The sequence below is a fragment of the Chitinophagales bacterium genome (assembly GCA_013816805.1).
GTDB lineage: Bacteria > Bacteroidota > Bacteroidia > Chitinophagales > UBA10324 > MGR-bin340.
Genome location: JACDDS010000002.1, coordinates 20,778 through 40,286, shown reverse-complemented (window position 1 = coordinate 40,286; position 19,509 = coordinate 20,778). Strand labels below are relative to the sequence as shown.

The 19,509-nt window shown below is 38.7% G+C and carries 14 protein-coding genes; 4 read left to right on the top strand and 10 right to left on the bottom strand.

Features of this window, described 5'->3' with window-relative positions; genetic code table 11:
- The 6 genes from H0W62_02025 to H0W62_02000 form a co-directional block, all read right to left on the bottom strand.
- Complete coding sequence (locus H0W62_02025) at window positions 1–600, bottom strand: hypothetical protein (protein ID MBA3647318.1); 600 nt, start codon at window positions 598–600, stop codon at window positions 1–3.
- On the bottom strand, window positions 542–2,272 hold the full coding sequence (locus tag H0W62_02020; protein ID MBA3647317.1) for an NADP-dependent malic enzyme: 1,731 nt from the start codon (window positions 2,270–2,272) through the stop codon (window positions 542–544). The genes H0W62_02025 and H0W62_02020 overlap by 59 nt, the downstream gene beginning before the upstream one ends.
- 419 nt (window positions 2,273–2,691) lie before the next feature.
- Window positions 2,692–4,266 carry a T9SS type A sorting domain-containing protein gene (locus H0W62_02015; protein MBA3647316.1) on the bottom strand — a complete coding sequence of 525 codons (1,575 nt, stop codon included), beginning with the start codon at window positions 4,264–4,266 and terminating at the stop codon, window positions 2,692–2,694.
- 100 nt (window positions 4,267–4,366) lie between these two features.
- Window positions 4,367–5,149 (bottom strand): PhzF family phenazine biosynthesis protein, encoded by a 783-nt coding sequence (locus tag H0W62_02010; protein MBA3647315.1) that lies wholly within the window; start codon window positions 5,147–5,149, stop codon window positions 4,367–4,369.
- Window positions 5,150–5,252: 103 nt separating this feature from the next.
- On the bottom strand, window positions 5,253–5,510 hold the full coding sequence (locus H0W62_02005) for a hypothetical protein (protein ID MBA3647314.1): 258 nt from the start codon (window positions 5,508–5,510) through the stop codon (window positions 5,253–5,255).
- A gap of 47 nt (window positions 5,511–5,557) precedes the next feature.
- Entirely contained in the window at window positions 5,558–5,686 is a 129-nt protein-coding gene (locus H0W62_02000; GenBank protein ID MBA3647313.1) for an ASPIC/UnbV domain-containing protein, read from the bottom strand.
- 356 nt (window positions 5,687–6,042) lie between these two features.
- Between H0W62_02000 and H0W62_01995 the strand changes: the two genes are divergently transcribed.
- The 4 genes from H0W62_01995 to H0W62_01980 all read left to right on the top strand — a co-directional run bounded on the left by H0W62_01995 (window position 6,043) and on the right by H0W62_01980 (window position 8,521).
- Window positions 6,043–6,564 carry a sigma-70 family RNA polymerase sigma factor gene (locus H0W62_01995; GenBank protein MBA3647312.1) on the top strand — a complete coding sequence of 174 codons (522 nt, stop codon included), beginning with the start codon at window positions 6,043–6,045 and terminating at the stop codon, window positions 6,562–6,564.
- The gene (locus H0W62_01990; protein MBA3647311.1) at window positions 6,530–6,829 is read left to right on the top strand and encodes a zf-HC2 domain-containing protein; all 300 of its coding nucleotides are present in this window, start codon (window positions 6,530–6,532) and stop codon (window positions 6,827–6,829) included. The genes H0W62_01995 and H0W62_01990 overlap by 35 nt, the downstream gene beginning before the upstream one ends.
- Window positions 6,830–6,835: 6 nt before the next feature.
- Window positions 6,836–7,756 carry a methylmalonyl Co-A mutase-associated GTPase MeaB gene (meaB, locus tag H0W62_01985; GenBank protein ID MBA3647310.1) on the top strand — a complete coding sequence of 307 codons (921 nt, stop codon included), beginning with the start codon at window positions 6,836–6,838 and terminating at the stop codon, window positions 7,754–7,756.
- Window positions 7,757–7,888: 132 nt separating this feature from the next.
- On the top strand, window positions 7,889–8,521 hold the full coding sequence (locus H0W62_01980; GenBank protein ID MBA3647309.1) for a T9SS type A sorting domain-containing protein: 633 nt from the start codon (window positions 7,889–7,891) through the stop codon (window positions 8,519–8,521).
- Window positions 8,522–8,550: 29 nt separating this feature from the next.
- On the opposite strand, the gene H0W62_01975 is transcribed toward H0W62_01980, so the two are convergent.
- The 4 genes from H0W62_01975 to H0W62_01960 all read right to left on the bottom strand — a co-directional run bounded on the left by H0W62_01975 (window position 8,551) and on the right by H0W62_01960 (window position 19,419).
- Entirely contained in the window at window positions 8,551–9,198 is a 648-nt protein-coding gene (locus tag H0W62_01975; protein MBA3647308.1) for a response regulator transcription factor, read from the bottom strand.
- A gap of 33 nt (window positions 9,199–9,231) precedes the next feature.
- Window positions 9,232–12,462, bottom strand: coding sequence for a hypothetical protein (locus H0W62_01970; protein ID MBA3647307.1), 3,231 nt, complete (start codon window positions 12,460–12,462; stop codon window positions 9,232–9,234).
- A 73-nt stretch (window positions 12,463–12,535) separates the two neighbouring features.
- Window positions 12,536–12,970, bottom strand: coding sequence for a hypothetical protein (locus H0W62_01965; protein MBA3647306.1), 435 nt, complete (start codon window positions 12,968–12,970; stop codon window positions 12,536–12,538).
- Window positions 12,971–14,001: 1,031 nt separating this feature from the next.
- Window positions 14,002–19,419, bottom strand: coding sequence for an alpha-2-macroglobulin family protein (locus H0W62_01960; GenBank protein MBA3647305.1), 5,418 nt, complete (start codon window positions 19,417–19,419; stop codon window positions 14,002–14,004).
- Between the last annotated feature and the right edge of the window lie 90 nt (window positions 19,420–19,509).

Below are 19,509 nucleotides of genomic sequence, written 5' to 3'. Positions count from 1 at the left end.
TCATTTCTTTGTCTGTGCATCTATTACTGCAATGGTAACCATATTCACTATTTCACGAACGGAGCTGCCCAGCTGGAGTATATGAACAGGTTTTTTTAACCCAAGCAGGATGGGACCAATTGCTTCGGCGGCTCCTAGGGATTGCAAAAGCTTATAGGCGATATTCCCGGAGGAAAGATTAGGAAAGATCAGGGTATTCGCCCCGTCCCTTATCAATTCGCTGAAAGGATAATTGTCTTGAAGCAACTGCTGGCTGAAAGCAAAGTTGGCCTGCATTTCACCATCTACAATCATACCCGGATATTTTTTTCGCAATATAGCTACTGCCTTTGCCACTGTTTCCGGTTCGGCTCCTTTGGTAGATCCAAAATTAGAATAGCTCAGCATTGCAATCCTGGGCTGAATATTAAACTGCTGTACTGATTTTGCAGTTAGGGCAGTAATTTTTGCTAAGTCTTCGGCATCAGGGTTTACGTTCACGGTGCAATCCGCAAAGAACAGCGGACCTCGTTTAGTAAGCAGTATATACATTCCGGCCACCTTATCTACTCCGTCTTCCGTCCCTATTATTTGTAATGCCGGGCCGGATGGTTTGTGCATAATTTCTTGTCAGACCTGAAATCAGCGCATCTGCTTCACCGTTCAACACCATCATAGCCCCAAAATAATTACGCTCTACCATCAATTTTTTTGATTCATAACAAGTAAGTCCTTTGCGTTTTCTTTTTTCAAATAAGTAATTACCGTACTCCGTACGCACATTTTCCAGTTCCGGATCGCGTGGATCAATAATAGGCAAATCCTGCAGATCAAGCTTGTTTTGTTCGATGATCTCTTTAATCTTTTTCTTTGAGCCCAGCAGAATCGGCCGGGCGATTCCTTCATCCCGCACTATCTGAGCCGCCTTACATATCTTATAGGTATCAGCCTCAGCAAAAACTACTCTCTTCGGATCCCGCTTAGCTTTATTTACCATTACCCTTAAAATGGATTCATCTGTTCCTAAACGCTTCGACAATTCATTGGCGTATTCTTCCCAATCTGTGATTATGCGACGGGCAACACCTGAATGGATGGCAGCTTTCGCAACTGCAGGGGATAGTTCAGTAAGAAGGCGCGGATCAATGAGCTTCGGAATGATATAGTCTTTCCCGAAAGAGATACTTTTTTCATTATAGGCAAGGTTTACAATATCAGGAACCGGCTTTTTAGCAAGGTTGGCGAGCGCACGAACGGCTGCCAGCTTCATCTCTTCATTAATTTCACTGGCCCTTACATCCAGTGCTCCCCGGAAAATAAATGGGAACCCCAATGCATTATTTACCTGGTTTGGATAGTCACTGCGGCCTGTAGCTATTATGGCATCTGGTCTTGCTTCCAGTGCATCATCATAAGGTATTTCAGGATCAGGATTGGCCAATGCAAAAATGATAGGATTTTTTCCCATCTTTTTCACCATTTCCTTAGATACGATATTTCCTTTCGAAAGACCGAGAAATACATCGGCATCTTGAAGAGCTTCTTCCAGTGTATTAATATTTCTATGGGTAGCGAAGGGCTTCTTGTAGTCGTCAAGGTTTTCACGATCTACACGAATGATCCCTGAGCGGTCGAGCATGACTATATTTTCACTTTGTACGCCCATGTCCATATAAAGCTGCGCACAGGACAGAGCGCTGGCCCCTGCGCCGGAGACTACTACCTTAATATTCTGGATGTCCTTTTTTACAAGCTCTAATGCATTAAGCAATGCGGCCGCTGAGATGATTGCAGTACCATGCTGATCATCATGCATAACAGGAATGTTCATCTCTTTTCGCAGCCGGTATTCGATCTCAAAGCAATCAGGAGATTTTATGTCTTCCAGATTAATGCCCCCAAATGTTGGCTCTAAAGCTTTTACCACATCCACAAACTCATCGATGTCTTTAGTATTTAATTCGATATCAAACACGTCAATATCTGCAAAGATTTTAAAGAGAATGCCTTTACCTTCCATCACCGGCTTCGAAGCTTCGGGGCCTATATCGCCAAGGCCAAGCACAGCAGTGCCATTTGTGATAACGGCAACGAGATTTCCTTTTGCTGTATAGTCATATACTTTTTCTTTTACTGCTGCAATTTCCAGGCATGGTTCCGCTACACCAGGGGAATATGCCAGTGCAAGATCACGCTGGGTCTTGGTAGCTTTAGTTGCAACGACTTCAATTTTCCCGGGACGGCCTTTACTGTGATAATTCAAAGCATCCTGCTTGCTGATCTTAACCGCCATATGATTTTTTAGAGCTTGCTAAGCTAATAGATTTCATTTAGGCGAGTTACAGATACTGGCATCTGGACATCGTAAACCTTTGTATTATATAGTATTTCTATTCTTTTTGTCTTGATACAAAAAGAATGAAAAAAATCAAGGACAAACGAATGGCTCCGCCCGTTTGTCCGGCTTCGCTCAATTAGTGATGTGATTGAAGCAATTGATTTGCATAAATTTTTATTGATACCTTTTGCAACAAACTTCCTATAATCTTCTAATTTTTACTTAATCTTCTTTTTGTCTTGATATAAAAAGAATGAAAAAGGTCAGGGACAAGCTGAATGGCTCCGCCCGTTTGTCCGGTTCAACTTGTTTGCCTCGCTCAGCTCAATGTAATCGTAGGTGAAAAGAATTAGCTATAGAAATACAGCTGCGGTCTATCGTATAATTTCAAAATGAGATACGGAATATTGCTTACCAAAGGAATCGCTGCTTGACAAATAATAAATTCCTGCTGGCCACTTGCTTACATCAATTTGAACCTGGCCTGAACTTAATCTTTTTGAAAAAATAGTCTTCCCACAAACATTTGTAACCGTGATAGTACTTTCATTACTTCTTTCTGCTGACTGCACAGTAATTATATTTTGCGCGGGAACTGGAAAGATTTTAACCTGATTCAATAGTTCTGAATTTAAATGAATTGCGGTGGGGTATGAAAGCTGAACCACCCATCCATCTGCGTCACCATCCAAATCTGTAATATCGCCGTCATTGGAATAAGTACCGCCAACGCAGATGCCGTCTTCCGTTATAGAATAGCAGTAATCAGCTTGCGACCCTCCCAATGCAAGCCCCCAATCAAAAGTACCTTCAGAATTTATTTCTGCAATCCAGTAATTACGGCCTATTCTGGGATTTGGTGCTGAAACATCCCCATCAATGGAAGTAGAAGTTCCTGCAAGAAAATACCCTTTAGTGCCGAAAGCTTTTTTTACCCTTCGAAAAGTTTCATTAGCTGAACCTCCATATAACCCCTGCCATTGTATATTACCAATACTATCCAGTTTAACTGCCCAGAAATCTGCCTCCCCATGATAACTTCCAAAGTTAACCGGTGCTGGGTTATTAGATTCTCCTACAGCTAAATAACCAGCATCCTCTGTAGTAATAGCATCCAGGAATGACTGGGTGTAAGCACCACCATAGACATGATTTGATAAAATATTTCCGGAAAGATCAATTTTAAGCATCCACCCTTCTGTGGAATCTACATTCATTCCGGCAAGATCACCATCGTTTGAAGAAGTAAGACCAAATAAGCTTAAATTTCCATCACTGTTAAAAATAGCAGTGTATAAATCATCATTACCGGTTCCACCATATATTTTATTGGTGAGAATATTTCCAATACTATCCACAATAAATATCCATGCATCAAAATCAGAGGAGTCAATACTCGGCGGAACATCGCCATCAGACGAAGTTGAACGTGACATTATTAAATACTGGTGACCTGGCAACTCCAGGATATTGCGGGGCACATCCCAATTATAGCCACCGTAAGACCGTGACCATTGTATATTGCCTATAGAATCAAGCTTCACCGTCCACGCATCGCTGAGGTCATGATGACCGACTACATCTACATCATTGGACCAGGTCTCTGTTTCAAAGAGATAGCCGCCATCGCTTGTCTGAATAATTTTTGAATTCGGGTTTCCTTCCTCTTTTGTTCCGCCATAGCAATGCTGCCAGAGGATGGTTCCGGCAGGATCCATTTTTACCACCCACGTATCGTGCTTGCCTTTTGTTTCACAGTTCACATCACCATCATTTGCTGAAGTAAGGCCCAGCATGATGTAGTTCCCATCTGAGGTAGGATAGATATCCTGCATGATATCGTTACCAGAACCTCCAAATGTTTTTTGCCAGGCAATAGAAGGAACCTGCGCAAGACCATTATTAAAAATAAAAGGAAGAATTAATAAAAACAGAAAAAAGTTTTTCATAATACACATTTAATTGGCTAAAGTATTTATAAATAAAATACTCTCAGCGAGCCAGAGCGTACCACAAAAGAATAAATCCTTGTTAGTGCTTTAGGTAAAATTATATTTCAATTTCACCTACAAAGAAGGTAACAGCTTTTCCGCTGATCAATACCCGCTCATTATAAAGCCTGCAAAGGAGATAACCACCCCGTTTTGATACTTGTAATGCAGTTAACTCATTTTTCTTTAATTCATTTGCCCAAAAAGGGGTAAGAGAAGTATGTGCAGAACCGGTTACCGGATCTTCATCTATCCCGGCGTTAGGTGCGAAGAAGCGGGAAACGAAATCAACATCATTTCCTTTAGCGGTTATAATTACACCAAGCGAATGCAGTTGCTTCAATAGTTTAAGGTTGGGGCTGGCATTTATAACCTCTTCCTGAGAATGCAGGACCACCAAATAATTTTCTTTCCCTTTAAAAGTTGAAAGAGGCTTCAGATTAAAAGCATCAAATAAAACAGCCGGAGGTTCAACTTCTGTTAAATTATCCATTGGGAAATTAAGAGTCAGCCAGTCATTTTCTTTCTTAACTGTTAATAGGCCGCTGTTGGAAAAAAATTTTATCTCGGGGTTCTTGTAATTCTGATGGTGGAATAATACATGAGCAGCAGCAAGTGTTGCGTGGCCGCAAAGGTTTACTTCTGTACCCGGGGTGAACCACCTCAAATCGAAGCCATCATTGGTTGGGACATAAAAAGCAGTTTCCGATAAATTATTTTCAGCTGCAATCTTTTGCATCAATTCCTTTGGTACCCATTTATCCAATGGAATTACTGCGGCAGGATTACCTCCAAATAAATGATCCGTAAAAGCATCTACCTGGAACATTTTTAGTTTCATATCTGAATTTAATAAGAGAAGCAATAGTCAATTTCTATAAAACTATTTGTTTCCATTCACTTTTAACATCTTGTTTATAATTACTTTATCATTCGCTGCGAGTTTAGACATAAATTCCGGCTGGAGAGTGATTTCCTTTTTCATCTTTTGTATTCCATATAAAAGTGAATTTACCTGCAGAAAGATTTGAATCTGCCAGCGTTCTAATTTTTCCACCATTAATATTATAGATATCCAAAACCACTTTCGCAGGTTGCTTCAGCTGAAACAGGATGGTAGTATTATCAGAAAATGGATTAGGAGTATTTTTGGAGATTCCCTCCAGTATATTTTCAACATCAGTAACTCCGGAATAAAATATTCCCTGCCTTTATACGCGGTTTGAAAACGGTTTATAGAAATAGCTGTTTACTGATCTATTATCCCTGAAGGCCATTCAATGCTCATGCTGTCAATTATAGAAGCATCTCCTAATTCGAAATGAACGTTCAGCATATCTTCGCTGCAATAGCGACTTTGTGAAGATATTTCATGCATTTGCCATATAACTTTTTGGAGATAGTTGCTTTCACCCTACTTTACAGCCTATAGCAGCACGGTTGGAAATGATTCCCTGGCATTTTATATTGATCCAGTGGTTACTATTTCAATATTCTGGTACAATGAGTTTACCTGCGCACCATCAAAGCAGTTCGCTACAGCTAAATCAAGGTCACCATCATTATCATCATCTCCGCTTCGGAACTAAAGTAATTAGCTGTTGGAATCTAAATAGATGCAAAGGGAAAGTTGATCCTTGTTTGAAAAAAGATTTATTCGCTTATTTTTATCGCGTGGCTGAAGACACTCATATTATCAAGAAGAACAATGATGAATTGTTTGAGAAGGAATTCATGCCTCAAATGGATGCCCTCTATAATTTTGCTTTTCATCTTACCTATAACGAGGAGGACGCCAATGACCTGGTGCAGGATACATTCCTGAAGGCATATCGTTTTATAGATTCTTACGAACGTGGAACGAATGCAAAGGCATGGTTGTTTAAAATTCTCAAGAACGGATTTATTAATGAGTATCGCCGTAAAACCCGCCAACCCAATGAAGTTGATTACGAAGATTTTCTTACCTATCAGGAAACAGATGAATCTGCAGATATTGGTGAACTGGATTTGCGTGATGAACTATTTAAAGGTCTTATCGGCGATGAGGTAACCAAGGCTATTAACGATCTGCCGGTCGATTTCAGAACCGTGATTTTGCTTTGTGATGTGGAAGGATTTACCTATGAAGAGATTGCAAAAATCATTGATATACCGGTGGGTACGGTGCGCTCACGCCTGCACCGGGCCCGAAACCTAATGAAAGAAAAATTAAGGGGCTATGCCAAAAAAATGGGGTATAAAGAAAATCGCTGATGCCATGGGATTTTCTACAAAAAAAGAAGACAATTGTAAGGAAACCTTGAAGCGGGTAATATTATCTCTTGATGGTGAACTAACTGAGGAAGAGGAGAAGAACTTTCTTCAGCATATTAATACCTGTTCACATTGTCTGGAAAAATATAATATCGAGAAATGCTTTAAGGAATTTCTTACTCAAAAGCTCAAACGCCATACTGCTCCTATACAAATAGCTGATAAAATCAGGGCTCATATCGTGGGCCGTTTTCCCCGCCAGTAAAAATTCATGGATGATATTTCACTGCTTATTTCCCAACTACAGCAGGGCGATGCAAAATCACTTGCACGTGCAATCACAATAGTAGAAAATGATCTTAAGCAGAGCAGGCAGCTGCTGGAAAGATTAATTCCGGATAATAATATTCCTTTAATAGGTATCACCGGCCCGCCAGGAGCTGGTAAAAGCTCACTTGTAAATGCGCTGATAACGGATCTATTAAAAAAAAACGTGCGTATTGGCATAGTTGCAGTAGATCCTAGTTCCCCTTTTAATTTCGGTTCATTGCTTGGTGATCGCATACGGTTTACGGCGCATTTTAATCATCCAAATCTCTTTATTCGTTCTCTGGCCGCCAGGGGATCAGTAGGCGGACTTTCTGATAAAATACTGGAGGTAACAGATGTAATGAAAAGTGCAGCCTTTGACTATATCTTTATTGAAACAGTAGGAGTAGGGCAATCAGAAGTAGAAATAGCTGCATTGGCAGATACTACCGTGGTAGTTTTAAATCCCGAATCAGGAGATGAAGTCCAGACCATGAAGGCTGGCCTTCTGGAAATTGCAGATATTTTTGTTGTGAATAAAAGTGATCAGCCGGGTGCCGACCGCCTGGTAAAAAATTTAACCCTACTCACTTCATCAAAAAAAGAAATGGACCGCCAGGTACCCGTTACAAAAACCTGTGCCACCGCCCATGAAGGTATAAATGAATTGCAGCATGAAATCGACAGCCACAGTGATAAAGCATTATCCAATAAAAGAAGACCTTACCTGATGGCTGAAAAAATCTGGCGGATCATTCAAAAAGAAAAAATGAAAGGAATAAATAAAGAGGAATTGATAAAAGATTTAATAAAAGCATTAAACGATAAAAATTTTAACTTATACCAGTACGCAAAAAAATATTATGAAGGCTTAAACAAATAGGAATGCTTCTTGAAAAGTTGCTTAAAAACTTCCTTATGCCTGTTCAGCAGATATAATTGCCAATTCAGCGTTTATGATTTTCCCCCGAAATGATTTTTGTTCTATTTTTGCTAAAACTTATAAACGACTAAAATGAAATATTCTACATACTTGAGAACTGCTGTTCTGCTGTTGATCTCAATTGCTCTAAGTACTTATATCTACGCCGCCACTATAGAAGTAATGGTAAGTGATATAGTTTTTACTCCGGCTAATGTAACTGTTAATGTTGGCGACACTATAAAATGGACTTGGGTTGAAGGATCCCATACAACCACTTCATCTGTTGTTCCAACCGGAGCTGCAGCATGGGACTCTCCAATAAATTCCACCGTTACTACTTTTCTATATCCTGTTAAGGTAGAAGGTGCATATCATTACGTTTGCACACCTCACGCCTCATTAGGTATGGTAGGTCAGTTTACGGCAATGCTTGCACTGTCTATTTCCCCGGTGCCTACTAATAATGAACCATCCGTTTCGGTGGTAAATAACCCGGTTAAGGATGAAGTATCCCTGCAGTTTAATTTACAAAAGCCATTGCAAATTGAAATTGCACTATATGATTTATTAGGGAAAAAAGCAGAAATACTTTCTAATGAAATCATGAAAGAAGGAGAGTACACTATGTCCTATCGCCTTCACGACAATTATCGCCCGGGAATATACTTTCTGTCACTAAGAATTGGTGAATTGAAACAAACCGAAAGAATTGTTATAGAATAGTCCTGATTCATTCAGGAAAATACAGTAAACTATTTTTTGCCATAAAATTTATTGATTGCTTCAGTTTTTGATTGAACCTGAAGTTTTTCATAAATTTTGTGGCAATGTTTTTTTACTGTTTCGATACTGATATCGCATTTGTCGGCTATCTCTTTGTACATATAGCCTTTAGCAAGTGAAGTGAGAACCTCATTTTCTCTTGGAGATAATGCGGCAAGCTCGTTATTTAATGTTTCTATATTTTTAAAAGACATTACTACTTTCCTGGCAATTTCTGAACTCATCGGTGAACCTCCGTTATGCAGCTCTTCCACTGCTTCCAGAATTTTTTCAGGAGAATTTTTTTTCAGCATATAACCGGAGGCTCCTGCCTTGAGTGCATCAAAGATGTTTTCATCATCATCAAATACGGTAAGCATCAGGAATTGGGTTTTTGGAATGGCAGCCTTTATTCTGCGAATGCATTCAATTCCCGAGATACCCGGCAAACTGATATCCATTAAAACAATGTTGGGTTCAATTGCCGGCAACATTTCTATTGCCTCCTCGGCAGTGCCAAATACGAAATCACATTCAAAGCCATCAGATTCATTAATGAATGAATGCATGTTTGTCCGAAATTCTGGCCAGTCTTCCACAATAGCAACAGTTATCTCAGGAGGTGCTCTTTTTTCCATTGGGTTTTTTTAGGAATAAAATTTAATTATATATTAATCGTGCAGAGGTAGTAAGAGTTTTATAGTGGTTCCGTGATCGGTGTAAACTTCAAACTGACCACCAACTGATTTCATTCGATCATTCATGTTTTGCAAGCCGTTTCCAAACCTTCCGGAATTATTTTGAAAGCCTTTACCATTGTCATGCACTATAACTCTAAACCCGTTTTGCAGCTGCATTTCAATTTCCACTTTCGTGGCAGCCGAGTGTTTTAAAATATTGTGGAGTGATTCTTTTACCACCAGGAAAACATTTCTCCTTACGTCCCCAGCCATATCACAATTAATAATATCGTCAGGCATTTTTACAGAACAATCTATGCCTGCATTCTCTAAAAAGTCGAACGCATATTTACGGATGTATGCAATCAGGCTTTCCAGTGTATCATTTTTTGCACTCATAGCCCATATTATCTCACGCATATTATGAATCAGATCAGTGCTTGATTCTGATATTTTACTTATTTCGGATTTTAAATCATCAGGTGAAGATTTTCTTTTGGCCATTTCACTTATCAGATGTATTGCTGCTAATCCTGAACCCAGATCATCGTGCATTTCTCCCGCAATCCTGGAACGCTCACGATCCACGGCCTGCTGTTTTTCAAACACCAGTCGCAGCTCTCTTAATTTGTACTGAGTATATAGCTGATTTGCTGTAATAAGCATAGCCACACCTGTTACGGCAAGCAAAATACGGAACCACCAGGTTTGGTACCATGGTGGCAAAATTATAATCGGAATTTCTTCCGGAATTTTATTCCAGAGGCCATCATTATTACTTGCCCATACTTTAAAATTATAATTTCCATATCTTATGCCTGTATAATTCGCGGAGCGCTGATTTCCGGAATAAATAGTATCATGGTCAAATCCGTCCAGGATATATTTAAATTGATTCCTGTGTGTACTATTATAATTTAGGGCTACAAAGTCAAAAGAAAAATAATTGGAATCATAAGGCAGTGTTATTGATTTTTCTATTTCAAATTGATGTTTTAAAAAACTGTTCTTTTCAGTAAGTACACTTTGGTTAAAAATCTTAAAGTCAGACAGATAAACGGGTGGAGCAATTTGATTGGATTGAATGCTATCAGGAAAAAAGGTTACCAATCCTTTCTTAGTTCCGAAATAAAGCACACCATCCGGGTCTTTATATGCTGCCTGAATAAATTCGTCGGATTTTAAACCGTCACCCGAGGTATAAGTTATAAACTGGTTGCTGGCAACCTTATACTTTATTAAACCACTTCTGGTGCCAACCCAGATGTTACCACTATTATCCTGCAGCATCGATTGGATGTTACTGTTGCTTAAGCCATTTGCGGAAGTATAATTTTGAATGCGGTTGCTTTTATAGTCAAGCTTGCTAAGGCCATTTGCAGTGCCTATCCAGATTACAGGGTTTCTATTGTCGGCCAGTAAACATTGAATATTATTAAGTATGGTAGTAGTATCGCCAGGTACATACCGGTATTGCTGTGAGTCATTAGTAATAAAGTTGTAAGCTTTTAATCCATTATCGGTACCCAGCCAAATGAAACCTCGTCCATCATTAACTGCGTCGATAATATGGTAGTCAAGTGCCAGGTTGCTGGAATTGTTTGATGTTTTAAGACAAGTGATTTTGCCCGTGAGTGTATTTACCAATAGTAAAGATTTATTAGTACCTGCCAGCACATTGTTTGCCTGGCCCGGACAAAGAATATTGACGGAAGAAAAAGGAGGAGGCACACATGGAAAAGCAACCAGGCGGGTCGCTTTGGTTTCTCTTACCGCTTTAATCTGCTCTTGCTGTACTACAAAAATTCCGCTGTCTTTAGTGCCCAGACAAAGTACATCGTTGTCAAGAAATAAAAGCCTGTTTATTTGTTGTGACTTAGGTAATTCCTTTCCTGTTAAACTATTTATGAGATGAACCTCGCGAAAATTCTGCTTATCATATACTGCAATTTTATTGCTCTTTAATCCCATCCAGTAATTGCGCCGCTGATCCTGTACAATTGAATTAATAGAATCGCTGTAAAAAATGGAAATAGTTGATGGGAAATCTTTCTGATTAAAAAATTTATGTGAAGGTGTCCATTTAGAAGCACCACCTTCAGTACTGATCCATACGATGTGTTGAGGATCTTCATAAAGATCATTAATCCGGTTATCAGCAATTGAAGTGATCTGGTTTAAATCGTGAATATAATGCCTGACCTCAAAATCATTTGTCTGAAGTTCTGAAAGGGAACATATCAATACTCCTGTATTATTGGTTCCGATCCAAAGCTGATCCTTTGAATCAATAAGCATGCGAAAGGGAACAGCAGCCGGGAGGTTTACATTTTTAAGTATAGCGGGTAAATAATGATGAATAGACGATTTCCCTTCGGGATCACTGGCAAATGATGAATCTATCTGATCCAGCATGCGCTCCTTGTTTAAATGATCAGAAAATGAAAGTATCCAAAGATTTTTATGGTGGTCAGGAAGAATTTGCCAAACCCTGCTCGATGCGAGCGAATTGATGTTATTATCATCGTGGAAAAAATGAGCAAAATGAATGGAGCTTTTTTTCAGCTCTGTTGCTTTACAATAATTCAGGCCATCCTGGGTACCGATCCAGCCATTTCCGCCTTCATCAAAATAAATTGAATAAACCGTATTGTTCGATAAGGAATAAGCCTCATTTGAATCATATTGAAATTTGGTAACATGATAATTTTGATTGCGGGTCGTTTTTTTTGTTTTGTTAGCTTCTATTCTGTACAAGCCCAATAATGTTCCAAGCCACATGGCACCATTTTTATCTCTTGCAATTGCATAGACAGCATTCGCTACCGGCTTTTTATTTTCAGGGTCCGGAATAAAATTTTGAAACCTGCAAGTACTATACTTCCAGTTGCTTAATCCACCTGCTGTTCCAAACCAAATAGTACCGTCTTCATCCTCATATATTGTATTTATACTATTATTGATTATAGAGGTTGAATCGAAAGGAACATTGGTATATAAGGTGGATGTATATCCATCAAACCGAATCAATCCATCAGTGGAACCAAACCACATGTAACCACGGCTATCCTGCAAAGCAGGACCGATATTTTGAGAGATGGAAACAAAATCATTACCCGGATTTTCAAAAGGCATGTAGAATTGTCCCTCCACGTTATTGTAAACGAGGAACAGCAATATTCCGCAACGTTTAAGCAGCGTAATACAAAAGCTGTTACACATACTTGAGAAAGCGCTGATAATGGAAATTATCTATTAAAATTATTTAAATATAGATGATATTTAAATTCAGTTTCTATTTAGGAATGTTGCACACAGGAGGACAACAGGTACTGCATGTAGAGGTTGCAAAATCAGGAGCAACAATCATTTGAGGATCAATTCCTGTTATGCTATCAGGATAAGCAACAAAAAAAAGATTCTTAGTAGTGTCACTAAAATGACTTAAAGTAGCCTGGAGGCTGTCCCTGTTAAAAAAAATAATTTGTAATGCCGACAGAAACTTGTTTCGCTGGGCCGTGTCCGCTAAAATAGCAAGAGCCCCGGCACGTGTATTCGCATTAGGTAAAATACTTATGGTATCATTTGGGACGGGTGGAAGTATCCTTCGCAAACTATCAATTTGATGACGCATATCACTGTTATCTTTTTTTTCTTTCCAGTAATTACAGGTGGAAAGGCTAACTAGTAATATAAGAAGAATGATAATTGCAACTGGGACCGTTTTCATTGGTAAGTTTTTTTAAATGTAGAAAACTTAAAGATTATTAAAATATATTTGTTTACTCACGGGTCTCAACAATGTATTATCACTGCTAAGTATATAAAAAAATACCGGAAATATTGATAAGGAAAATAGTATAGTCCGGTTTTATATTCATTATTTCAGATGTTATAATATCTGTTACGGGTTACATTTGAGCCGCCTTTGGAAAGCATATTTTTTATAGAATTTTGCAGCACATTAATGGTGATTGGCCTGACAAGATTTATTACTTATTGGCAGCTCAAATATATAGCGGCACACCAGGGGTAAACAATTACCCATTTGTGGTATGCGCTAATTGAAAGCGGGCAAAAGCTATATGGGATGGACCAACTGGTTCTTTTTGGAGTAGAAAAAATTAGGGAAAAGGACGGCAATGTTTTAAACCAACTGCTGCAATTAATAGGTAAAATATGATAGGGCGATTGCAAAGAGCCGGGTATTCTTATTCCTTTTCCCTTTAGTTTTTCAAAGCTGAATTATTTACTAATTATAAAACAAAAGTAAGTGAGCTTTTCAGTGGTGTCAATGACCTTTTTGTGGTATCGGTTGCTTTGAAAAACTGTCAGACAAAATTTATTATAAAATAAATCCGATGAAATCTTACGGGATTACAATCGGATTTTAAAGACCTCAGAAATATTCAATATGACAGATCATACTTACTTATAAATTTCATTCACCGTGGGGCTTTCACTCTTGACAAGACCTTACGGGATCAGGTAAAAAGCGATAATGATATTTAAATATTTCCTTACATATTTATTGGTTTCTCAGGTAAAGCAAAGCGGCGTGAAAGAGATTCTGAAACTGGATTTGCCAACTAAAAATAATTATATTAAATAAGGATATAAAGCTTTTCCCTTTCACACCGTTCTGCTTCATTTCTGTTATAATTTTAATTGCGGAACAAATATACGTTTGAGTGTAAAGGGTAATCAATACCTCCTTTGTGGTATAGCCAATAAATCAGATGTAGAATTGAAAATCAAATATTATTTCACTGTAATTGTACTAGCTCCGTTGTAAGAATGATATTCTCCATTGTACATTGCATCTGCACTCACAGGACCCATGTGAAACACCCCTTTTGACACAGCACGCACCACGTAATAAAAATTTTTTTCTTTTGCTGTTGCAGTAGCAAAATAGGTAATGCGATCATCCCGGATATCTATATAATCAAATGGAGTTTCATCTTTGATCCAGGAAAGGTCTGGTATAGCACTTATACGGGGGTTTTCTATTTCAAAGCCAGCCGGTAGCAGATCGGTCATGGCCACATTATCTATACTGCCCTTGTAATCCAATGCCTGTAATGTGAGCTTTACCACTATTAAATCATTTTGATGTATTGCAGCAGGATTAACTTGTTTGCCAGCCCGGTCAAAAAATTGTTTTCTGGCCTTTAAAAAATTATCTTCCGGTTTATAGCTCCCTGTTGTATTGATACCATTTACTTCCCAAAAATAATAGAGTGTGCCGCTTCCGGATGATTGAATGGTGATGACCTGATTCACTAATCCTTGATTTATTGCGAGGTCATTTCCGTTAAAATCGCCGATTAATTTACCATTTGAAGAGATTGATGCAGTCACGGTACTTTCCCTGGTTTTTTTAGAAAGCTTTCCAAGCGCAAGAAGAGCAAAGGCACGATCCTGGGTTGATAAATAAGAAGCGCTTTTCATTTTTTGAATTAAGTGCCTGCTCATGATCCCTATCTGCTGATTATCGGGATCGGCTTCCTGTAAAACAAGCAGAGCTATGGCTTCGTCGCGGACCGGTGAATAAAAGCTGCCTCCCAGTGCACGTAGCGAAGTTTCTCCGGCGAATGCAGCAGGTAACAGATCATTAAAAGCGCTTTGGCTTCCTGATACGGCATAAGCTGAGGAGAGCATGTATTTTTCATCAAGCGTTAATAATTCTTCATGTGCTTTATAATAGTTCATTGCAGACTGATCAAACCGTCCTGAAAGAGCAAGCACCCATAGAGAGTACGGTATTTCTTTCTTAGCAATAGTTTTTTTCTGTGTGATATTCCGTGCATCCTGGTAGTAATACAGTTCGGTTTCTCTTGATTTAATCTTGAACTGAAGATAGCTGTACATCCTTTCGAGAAAGTCCTGATTAATGTCAAACCCGGCTTTTCCCGCTTCTTGCAAAAAATGCGCTGCATAAGCAGTACACCACCAGCTTTCCACATCGCTGGCTGGCCAGTAACTTACCGCTCCGTTATATAGTTGCATAGCTTCAATTTTTTTTATGGCTTGTTGTACATTGTAATCCGGGTTGTGCTGAATTGCCTTATTATCCTGGCCAGAGGCTTTTGCCAAGTCGCGATAATACAACTGTGGAAAGGCAGACGAAATAATTTGTTCTGCGCATCCATATGGATATTGAAGCAGATATCTAAGGTCGCCTGCAAATTCTCCCAATAAGGATCTGCTCACCACTAATTTTGCATCCATGGAAGATGCAATCATATCAGCACGCAAATGCAGTGTTTGTGATTGGCCGCCTTCTATTGATCCGCTGCCGGTTTGTCGTTGTAAAGTGGAAGCAGGCCGTATCGATATATTGGTTTTATCTGAAAACTTTTCTCCGGCACCATTTACATTTATAGTTACAGAGCCCTCTCCTGCAATACCATTAGAAAAGATGGAAAACTCTGACCGGGTTTCACTGGTGGCGTTCAATGAAACAGATTGTGTTGTAGATCTGGAAACTTTTAATGGTCCACTAACCAGTATTTCTGCTGTCACATTGGTATTTTTTACAGTAGTATTTGAAAGCGTTACAGGAACATTAAGCGTATCGCCGGGACTTAAAAATCTTGGTAATGCGGTGCTTATTACAATAGGATCCGCAACCTTAATTATTTTTTCGGAAGAACCGAAATTGCGGTCTTTATAAGCAACAGCCATCACGCGTAAAGAGCCTGAAAACTGAGGGATATAAATATCAAAATCCACGTTACCGGATGCATCGGATTTTTTTATTCCGCTCCAAAGGGCAACAAGGTTAAAGCGTTTAATAGTGAATGGATTTACCCGGCGGTTGAGTTCAGCAATATCGCCCCCCTGTAAGGTACTGTTCCGGTATTCCGGGAATAAAAATGGATACAGATCAAAAGAGGTAACCTCTAAAGCCTTTTGCTGATAGAAGTAATGAAAGGGATCGGGTGAAGCAGTATTTCTTAATTGCAGAATACCTTCATCTACCACAGCTATAGTAAGCTCTGCATCAGGCAGAGTCTTTACGGTGATTGTTTGTTTGATTTTCGATCTCGAATCCGCAGTTGAGATAATAGTAACCGGAAGCTTATTTTCTGCATTATCTATCAGCAATGGCATATAACCGCGGGCTACAGTAAGCGGTAACGGATTATTATTTAATCTACGGATAGCAGTTGCTGTGATATACACATTTGGCACATATTCTTTAAGTATTGAAATGGTAGCCCTTGCTGCTTTGTCCTTCGTGCTGACGTAGAAATAACTGAAAATATGGTCTTGTTCTACAGTAATCAGGATTTTTCCGTCGAAAGGTGCTTTTAACAGCAACTCTGCTTTATCGCCTATAGCATATCTCTCCTTATCAACATGCATTGTGATTTCTCCCTGTGTACTCACCTCAAAGGATGTATTCTGTGTGTCTTCCCATCCATAAGCATAAAAAATTCTGGATACATATGTTTTAGTACCAGGCTTAAGAATACGAACTTCATATTCACCTGAATTAAACGGAGTAAAATTTAAAGTGCCTCCGGACGCAGATATATTTATAGTGGAGCGCGACAGAAGTTGGTCTCTTCTTTGGGGATTATAATTATACCTGCCCCCGGAATGCTCTATTACATTTTCCCAATTGTGTTTGTAAATTTCTACAACTGCATTTGTTGCTGCAGGAATTCCGGAAATGGTGAGTGCAGCAAATTGAAAAGTTAACGATTGGTGTGTGCTTACCCAGGAATCAAAATTTTTAATTCCGAAAAAAATATCCTGTGTATATTCTTCGAATTCGATAAGCCTGTGTACTGGGCGGCCTGTTTCATCAAACACTGTAGTATATATATTCCCATGTAAAATGCCGATATCCTTATAGTCGGGAAGTGAATAAATTGCGGAAGCGTTACCATTCACATCTGTTTTTCCCTCCTTAATCACATTCTCAAGAGGAATATTTTCAGATGTCTGAATGGAAAAATTATAATCGTTAAACTTTTTTACAGCAAAATCATGCCTCTTTAAGGAAAGTTCTGCTTCATAATTTCTGTTCGAAGCAGGGGGCCCAAAGAGATTGATTGCATTAATTCTTGCATTAACCTGGTCATTTGGTTTAAAGATATTTTTATCAAGCTCCACGGTTACCTTAATTCTGTCCGGAACAAATTCTTCAACATTAATTTTTCTTGAATTAATCAGCACATCATTTCCGGAATAAAGCTCAATAGTAAACTGCCCTGTTACAATAGTTGCGGGCAAATAAAATGCGGTTTCAAATGCACCCTGGTCATCAGGCAGTTTTTTATATGACTGATATTCTTTTCCTGATGGCAGAATCAACTTCATTTTCATGGGAGCTCCTTCGGGTGTTTTCCAATCTTCCGTGCGAACAATTGTATTTGCATGGATGGTATCGCCGGGACGGTAGATTTCCCGGTCACCGTAAATAAAGGCATCGAGCTGTGCATCATTGCTGTGGCTGCCGCCTACTTCATATCGTGAAGTTTCAACGGAAGTGTTATCGAGAATGATAAAATTGAAATCATCATTTACAGTTGCAGTTACCATTCCCAGAAGAAAATTCCCAAATACTGCTTCATCTTTTTTAATTATTCCCACTCCATCTTTGTCTGTAGTGGTAGTTTGAATTACCTGATTATTACTGCTGATGAAACTGAGCTTTACGTTTGGAAGCGGGTTGGCATCTAAAATGGAATTGGCGAATACATATACTTCATCCTTAGCTTGCCGAACAATAAGGCCAATATCGGACACGGAAATAAACTTTGATTGCTGTAACCATTGACGGTCTGCATCCTGAATTTTCAATACGTACAGTCCTTTTAGTTTACTGCCATAATTCAAATCATCCAGATTGAGATTTAGCAATCGCGTATTTCCATTTTTAGGAAGCGATTGCACGCTGTAGGTTTTCTCAGAGATCAGGTTTCCATAGTTTTCATAATTGTAATATTGATAGTCATGGTACTCATAATCACCGTTATTTGGTTCGTCATAATATCCCCATTCTGTTCCCGCACGCGTGAATGCCAGAATATTGTTTTCGTATATCCGGATTACGGACACTTTAATTTTATTTAAGCTGATGGCATTAATACTGATATTGCGGTCTCCGGCAGCCGACAGATATATTGATTTTTTATTTGCAAAAGCTATAGAGGGCTGCAATTCTCCAAAAGAAACATTCTGAACGTAATTTTCATTAAGCGCGTATCCAAAAATACCCTGAAGATCTTTTGATAAGGTTACTGAATATGTTTTATCAGTTTCAAAATCTCCAATTATTGCAAAGCCATTGTCAATTTTTTCTACAGAAAACTTAATGGCAGGAACAATGCTGACAAGCAATTTTAAATTTTCATTAATCAAGGGCTGGTTTGTAAATACATTGATTTGCCCGATCCCTTCCTTAAAGATTGCCGTCATTTCAGTAACCATAATTTTTCCCTTTTCCGGAATTACAAGGTTATATTCCAGCTTGGTTTTCGACTTATAGGAAGTGCCTACAGACGGAAGCCCGGCATCTATTTGAATTTTGATGGGCACTGAACCTTTGGAATCTCCAATGTAATCTGCAATAGCTATTACTATAATGGAATCTGTGTTACCATTTAGAAAATCAAACAGAACTGACTTTTGATTTACATAAATGTGCAGCCTCTTGTTTACTTCAGCAGGCAATACCGGGGAATTAAAATTTAAATTAATCCTTGTTTCAGCCGTACCAGGATTTTGTAATGAAGTTGCCCAGAAAATTTGTGGTGTTGTAAGAGTAAGATAAGGAGTATGAAATGCAATTTTATTTTGCTCAGGCAGGGAAATCCTTTCTTTGAAATAGAATAATAATTTTTTGGTGAAGATCGCCTCGAAATCAGTGCTGGGTGAAAACAGAGCGTAAGGAGAAAAGGTTAGCTCATTGGAAGCGGTCCATTTATATTTTCCTTTCACAATGGGTATGAATTGAATATAAACGGTGGTGTCCCACTTATTAAGCAATGAATCAGGAACCATATTAGTCGAAAAGGTAAACACAAGGTTCTGATCACGGCCTATTTCCCCAGTGAAGTTGGTACGTTCAAGACGGATAAAATTCTGGGAATAATGACATCCGTTTATGAATAAAATAATTGGGAGAATCAGCAAAGCGGGATGAAAGCGCAGTTTCATAATGTGTGTTAAGATGTTCAGAAATATAAATTAATTTAAATAAAGCAGCACACCCGATTGATAAGAAAAAATTTTAAAAAATAAGTAGTG

What these genes read in the sequence shown, in the direction of transcription:
- H0W62_02025 (MBA3647318.1), bottom strand. Translation starts at nt 600, where the DNA reads ATGCACAAACCATCCGGCCCGGCATTACAAATAATAGGGACGGAAGAC.
- H0W62_02020 (MBA3647317.1), bottom strand. Translation starts at nt 2,272, where the DNA reads ATGGCGGTTAAGATCAGCAAGCAGGATGCTTTGAATTATCACAGTAAA.
- H0W62_02015 (MBA3647316.1), bottom strand. Translation starts at nt 4,266, where the DNA reads ATGAAAAACTTTTTTCTGTTTTTATTAATTCTTCCTTTTATTTTTAAT.
- H0W62_02010 (MBA3647315.1), bottom strand. Translation starts at nt 5,149, where the DNA reads ATGAAACTAAAAATGTTCCAGGTAGATGCTTTTACGGATCATTTATTT.
- H0W62_02000 (MBA3647313.1), bottom strand. Translation starts at nt 5,686, where the DNA reads ATGCATGAAATATCTTCACAAAGTCGCTATTGCAGCGAAGATATGCTG.
- H0W62_01995 (MBA3647312.1), top strand. Translation starts at nt 6,043, where the DNA reads ATGCCTCAAATGGATGCCCTCTATAATTTTGCTTTTCATCTTACCTAT.
- H0W62_01990 (MBA3647311.1), top strand. Translation starts at nt 6,530, where the DNA reads ATGCCAAAAAAATGGGGTATAAAGAAAATCGCTGATGCCATGGGATTT.
- meaB (MBA3647310.1), top strand. Translation starts at nt 6,836, where the DNA reads ATGGATGATATTTCACTGCTTATTTCCCAACTACAGCAGGGCGATGCA.
- H0W62_01980 (MBA3647309.1), top strand. Translation starts at nt 7,889, where the DNA reads ATGAAATATTCTACATACTTGAGAACTGCTGTTCTGCTGTTGATCTCA.
- H0W62_01975 (MBA3647308.1), bottom strand. Translation starts at nt 9,198, where the DNA reads ATGGAAAAAAGAGCACCTCCTGAGATAACTGTTGCTATTGTGGAAGAC.
- H0W62_01970 (MBA3647307.1), bottom strand. Translation starts at nt 12,462, where the DNA reads ATGTGTAACAGCTTTTGTATTACGCTGCTTAAACGTTGCGGAATATTG.
- H0W62_01965 (MBA3647306.1), bottom strand. Translation starts at nt 12,970, where the DNA reads ATGAAAACGGTCCCAGTTGCAATTATCATTCTTCTTATATTACTAGTT.
- H0W62_01960 (MBA3647305.1), bottom strand. Translation starts at nt 19,419, where the DNA reads ATGAAACTGCGCTTTCATCCCGCTTTGCTGATTCTCCCAATTATTTTA.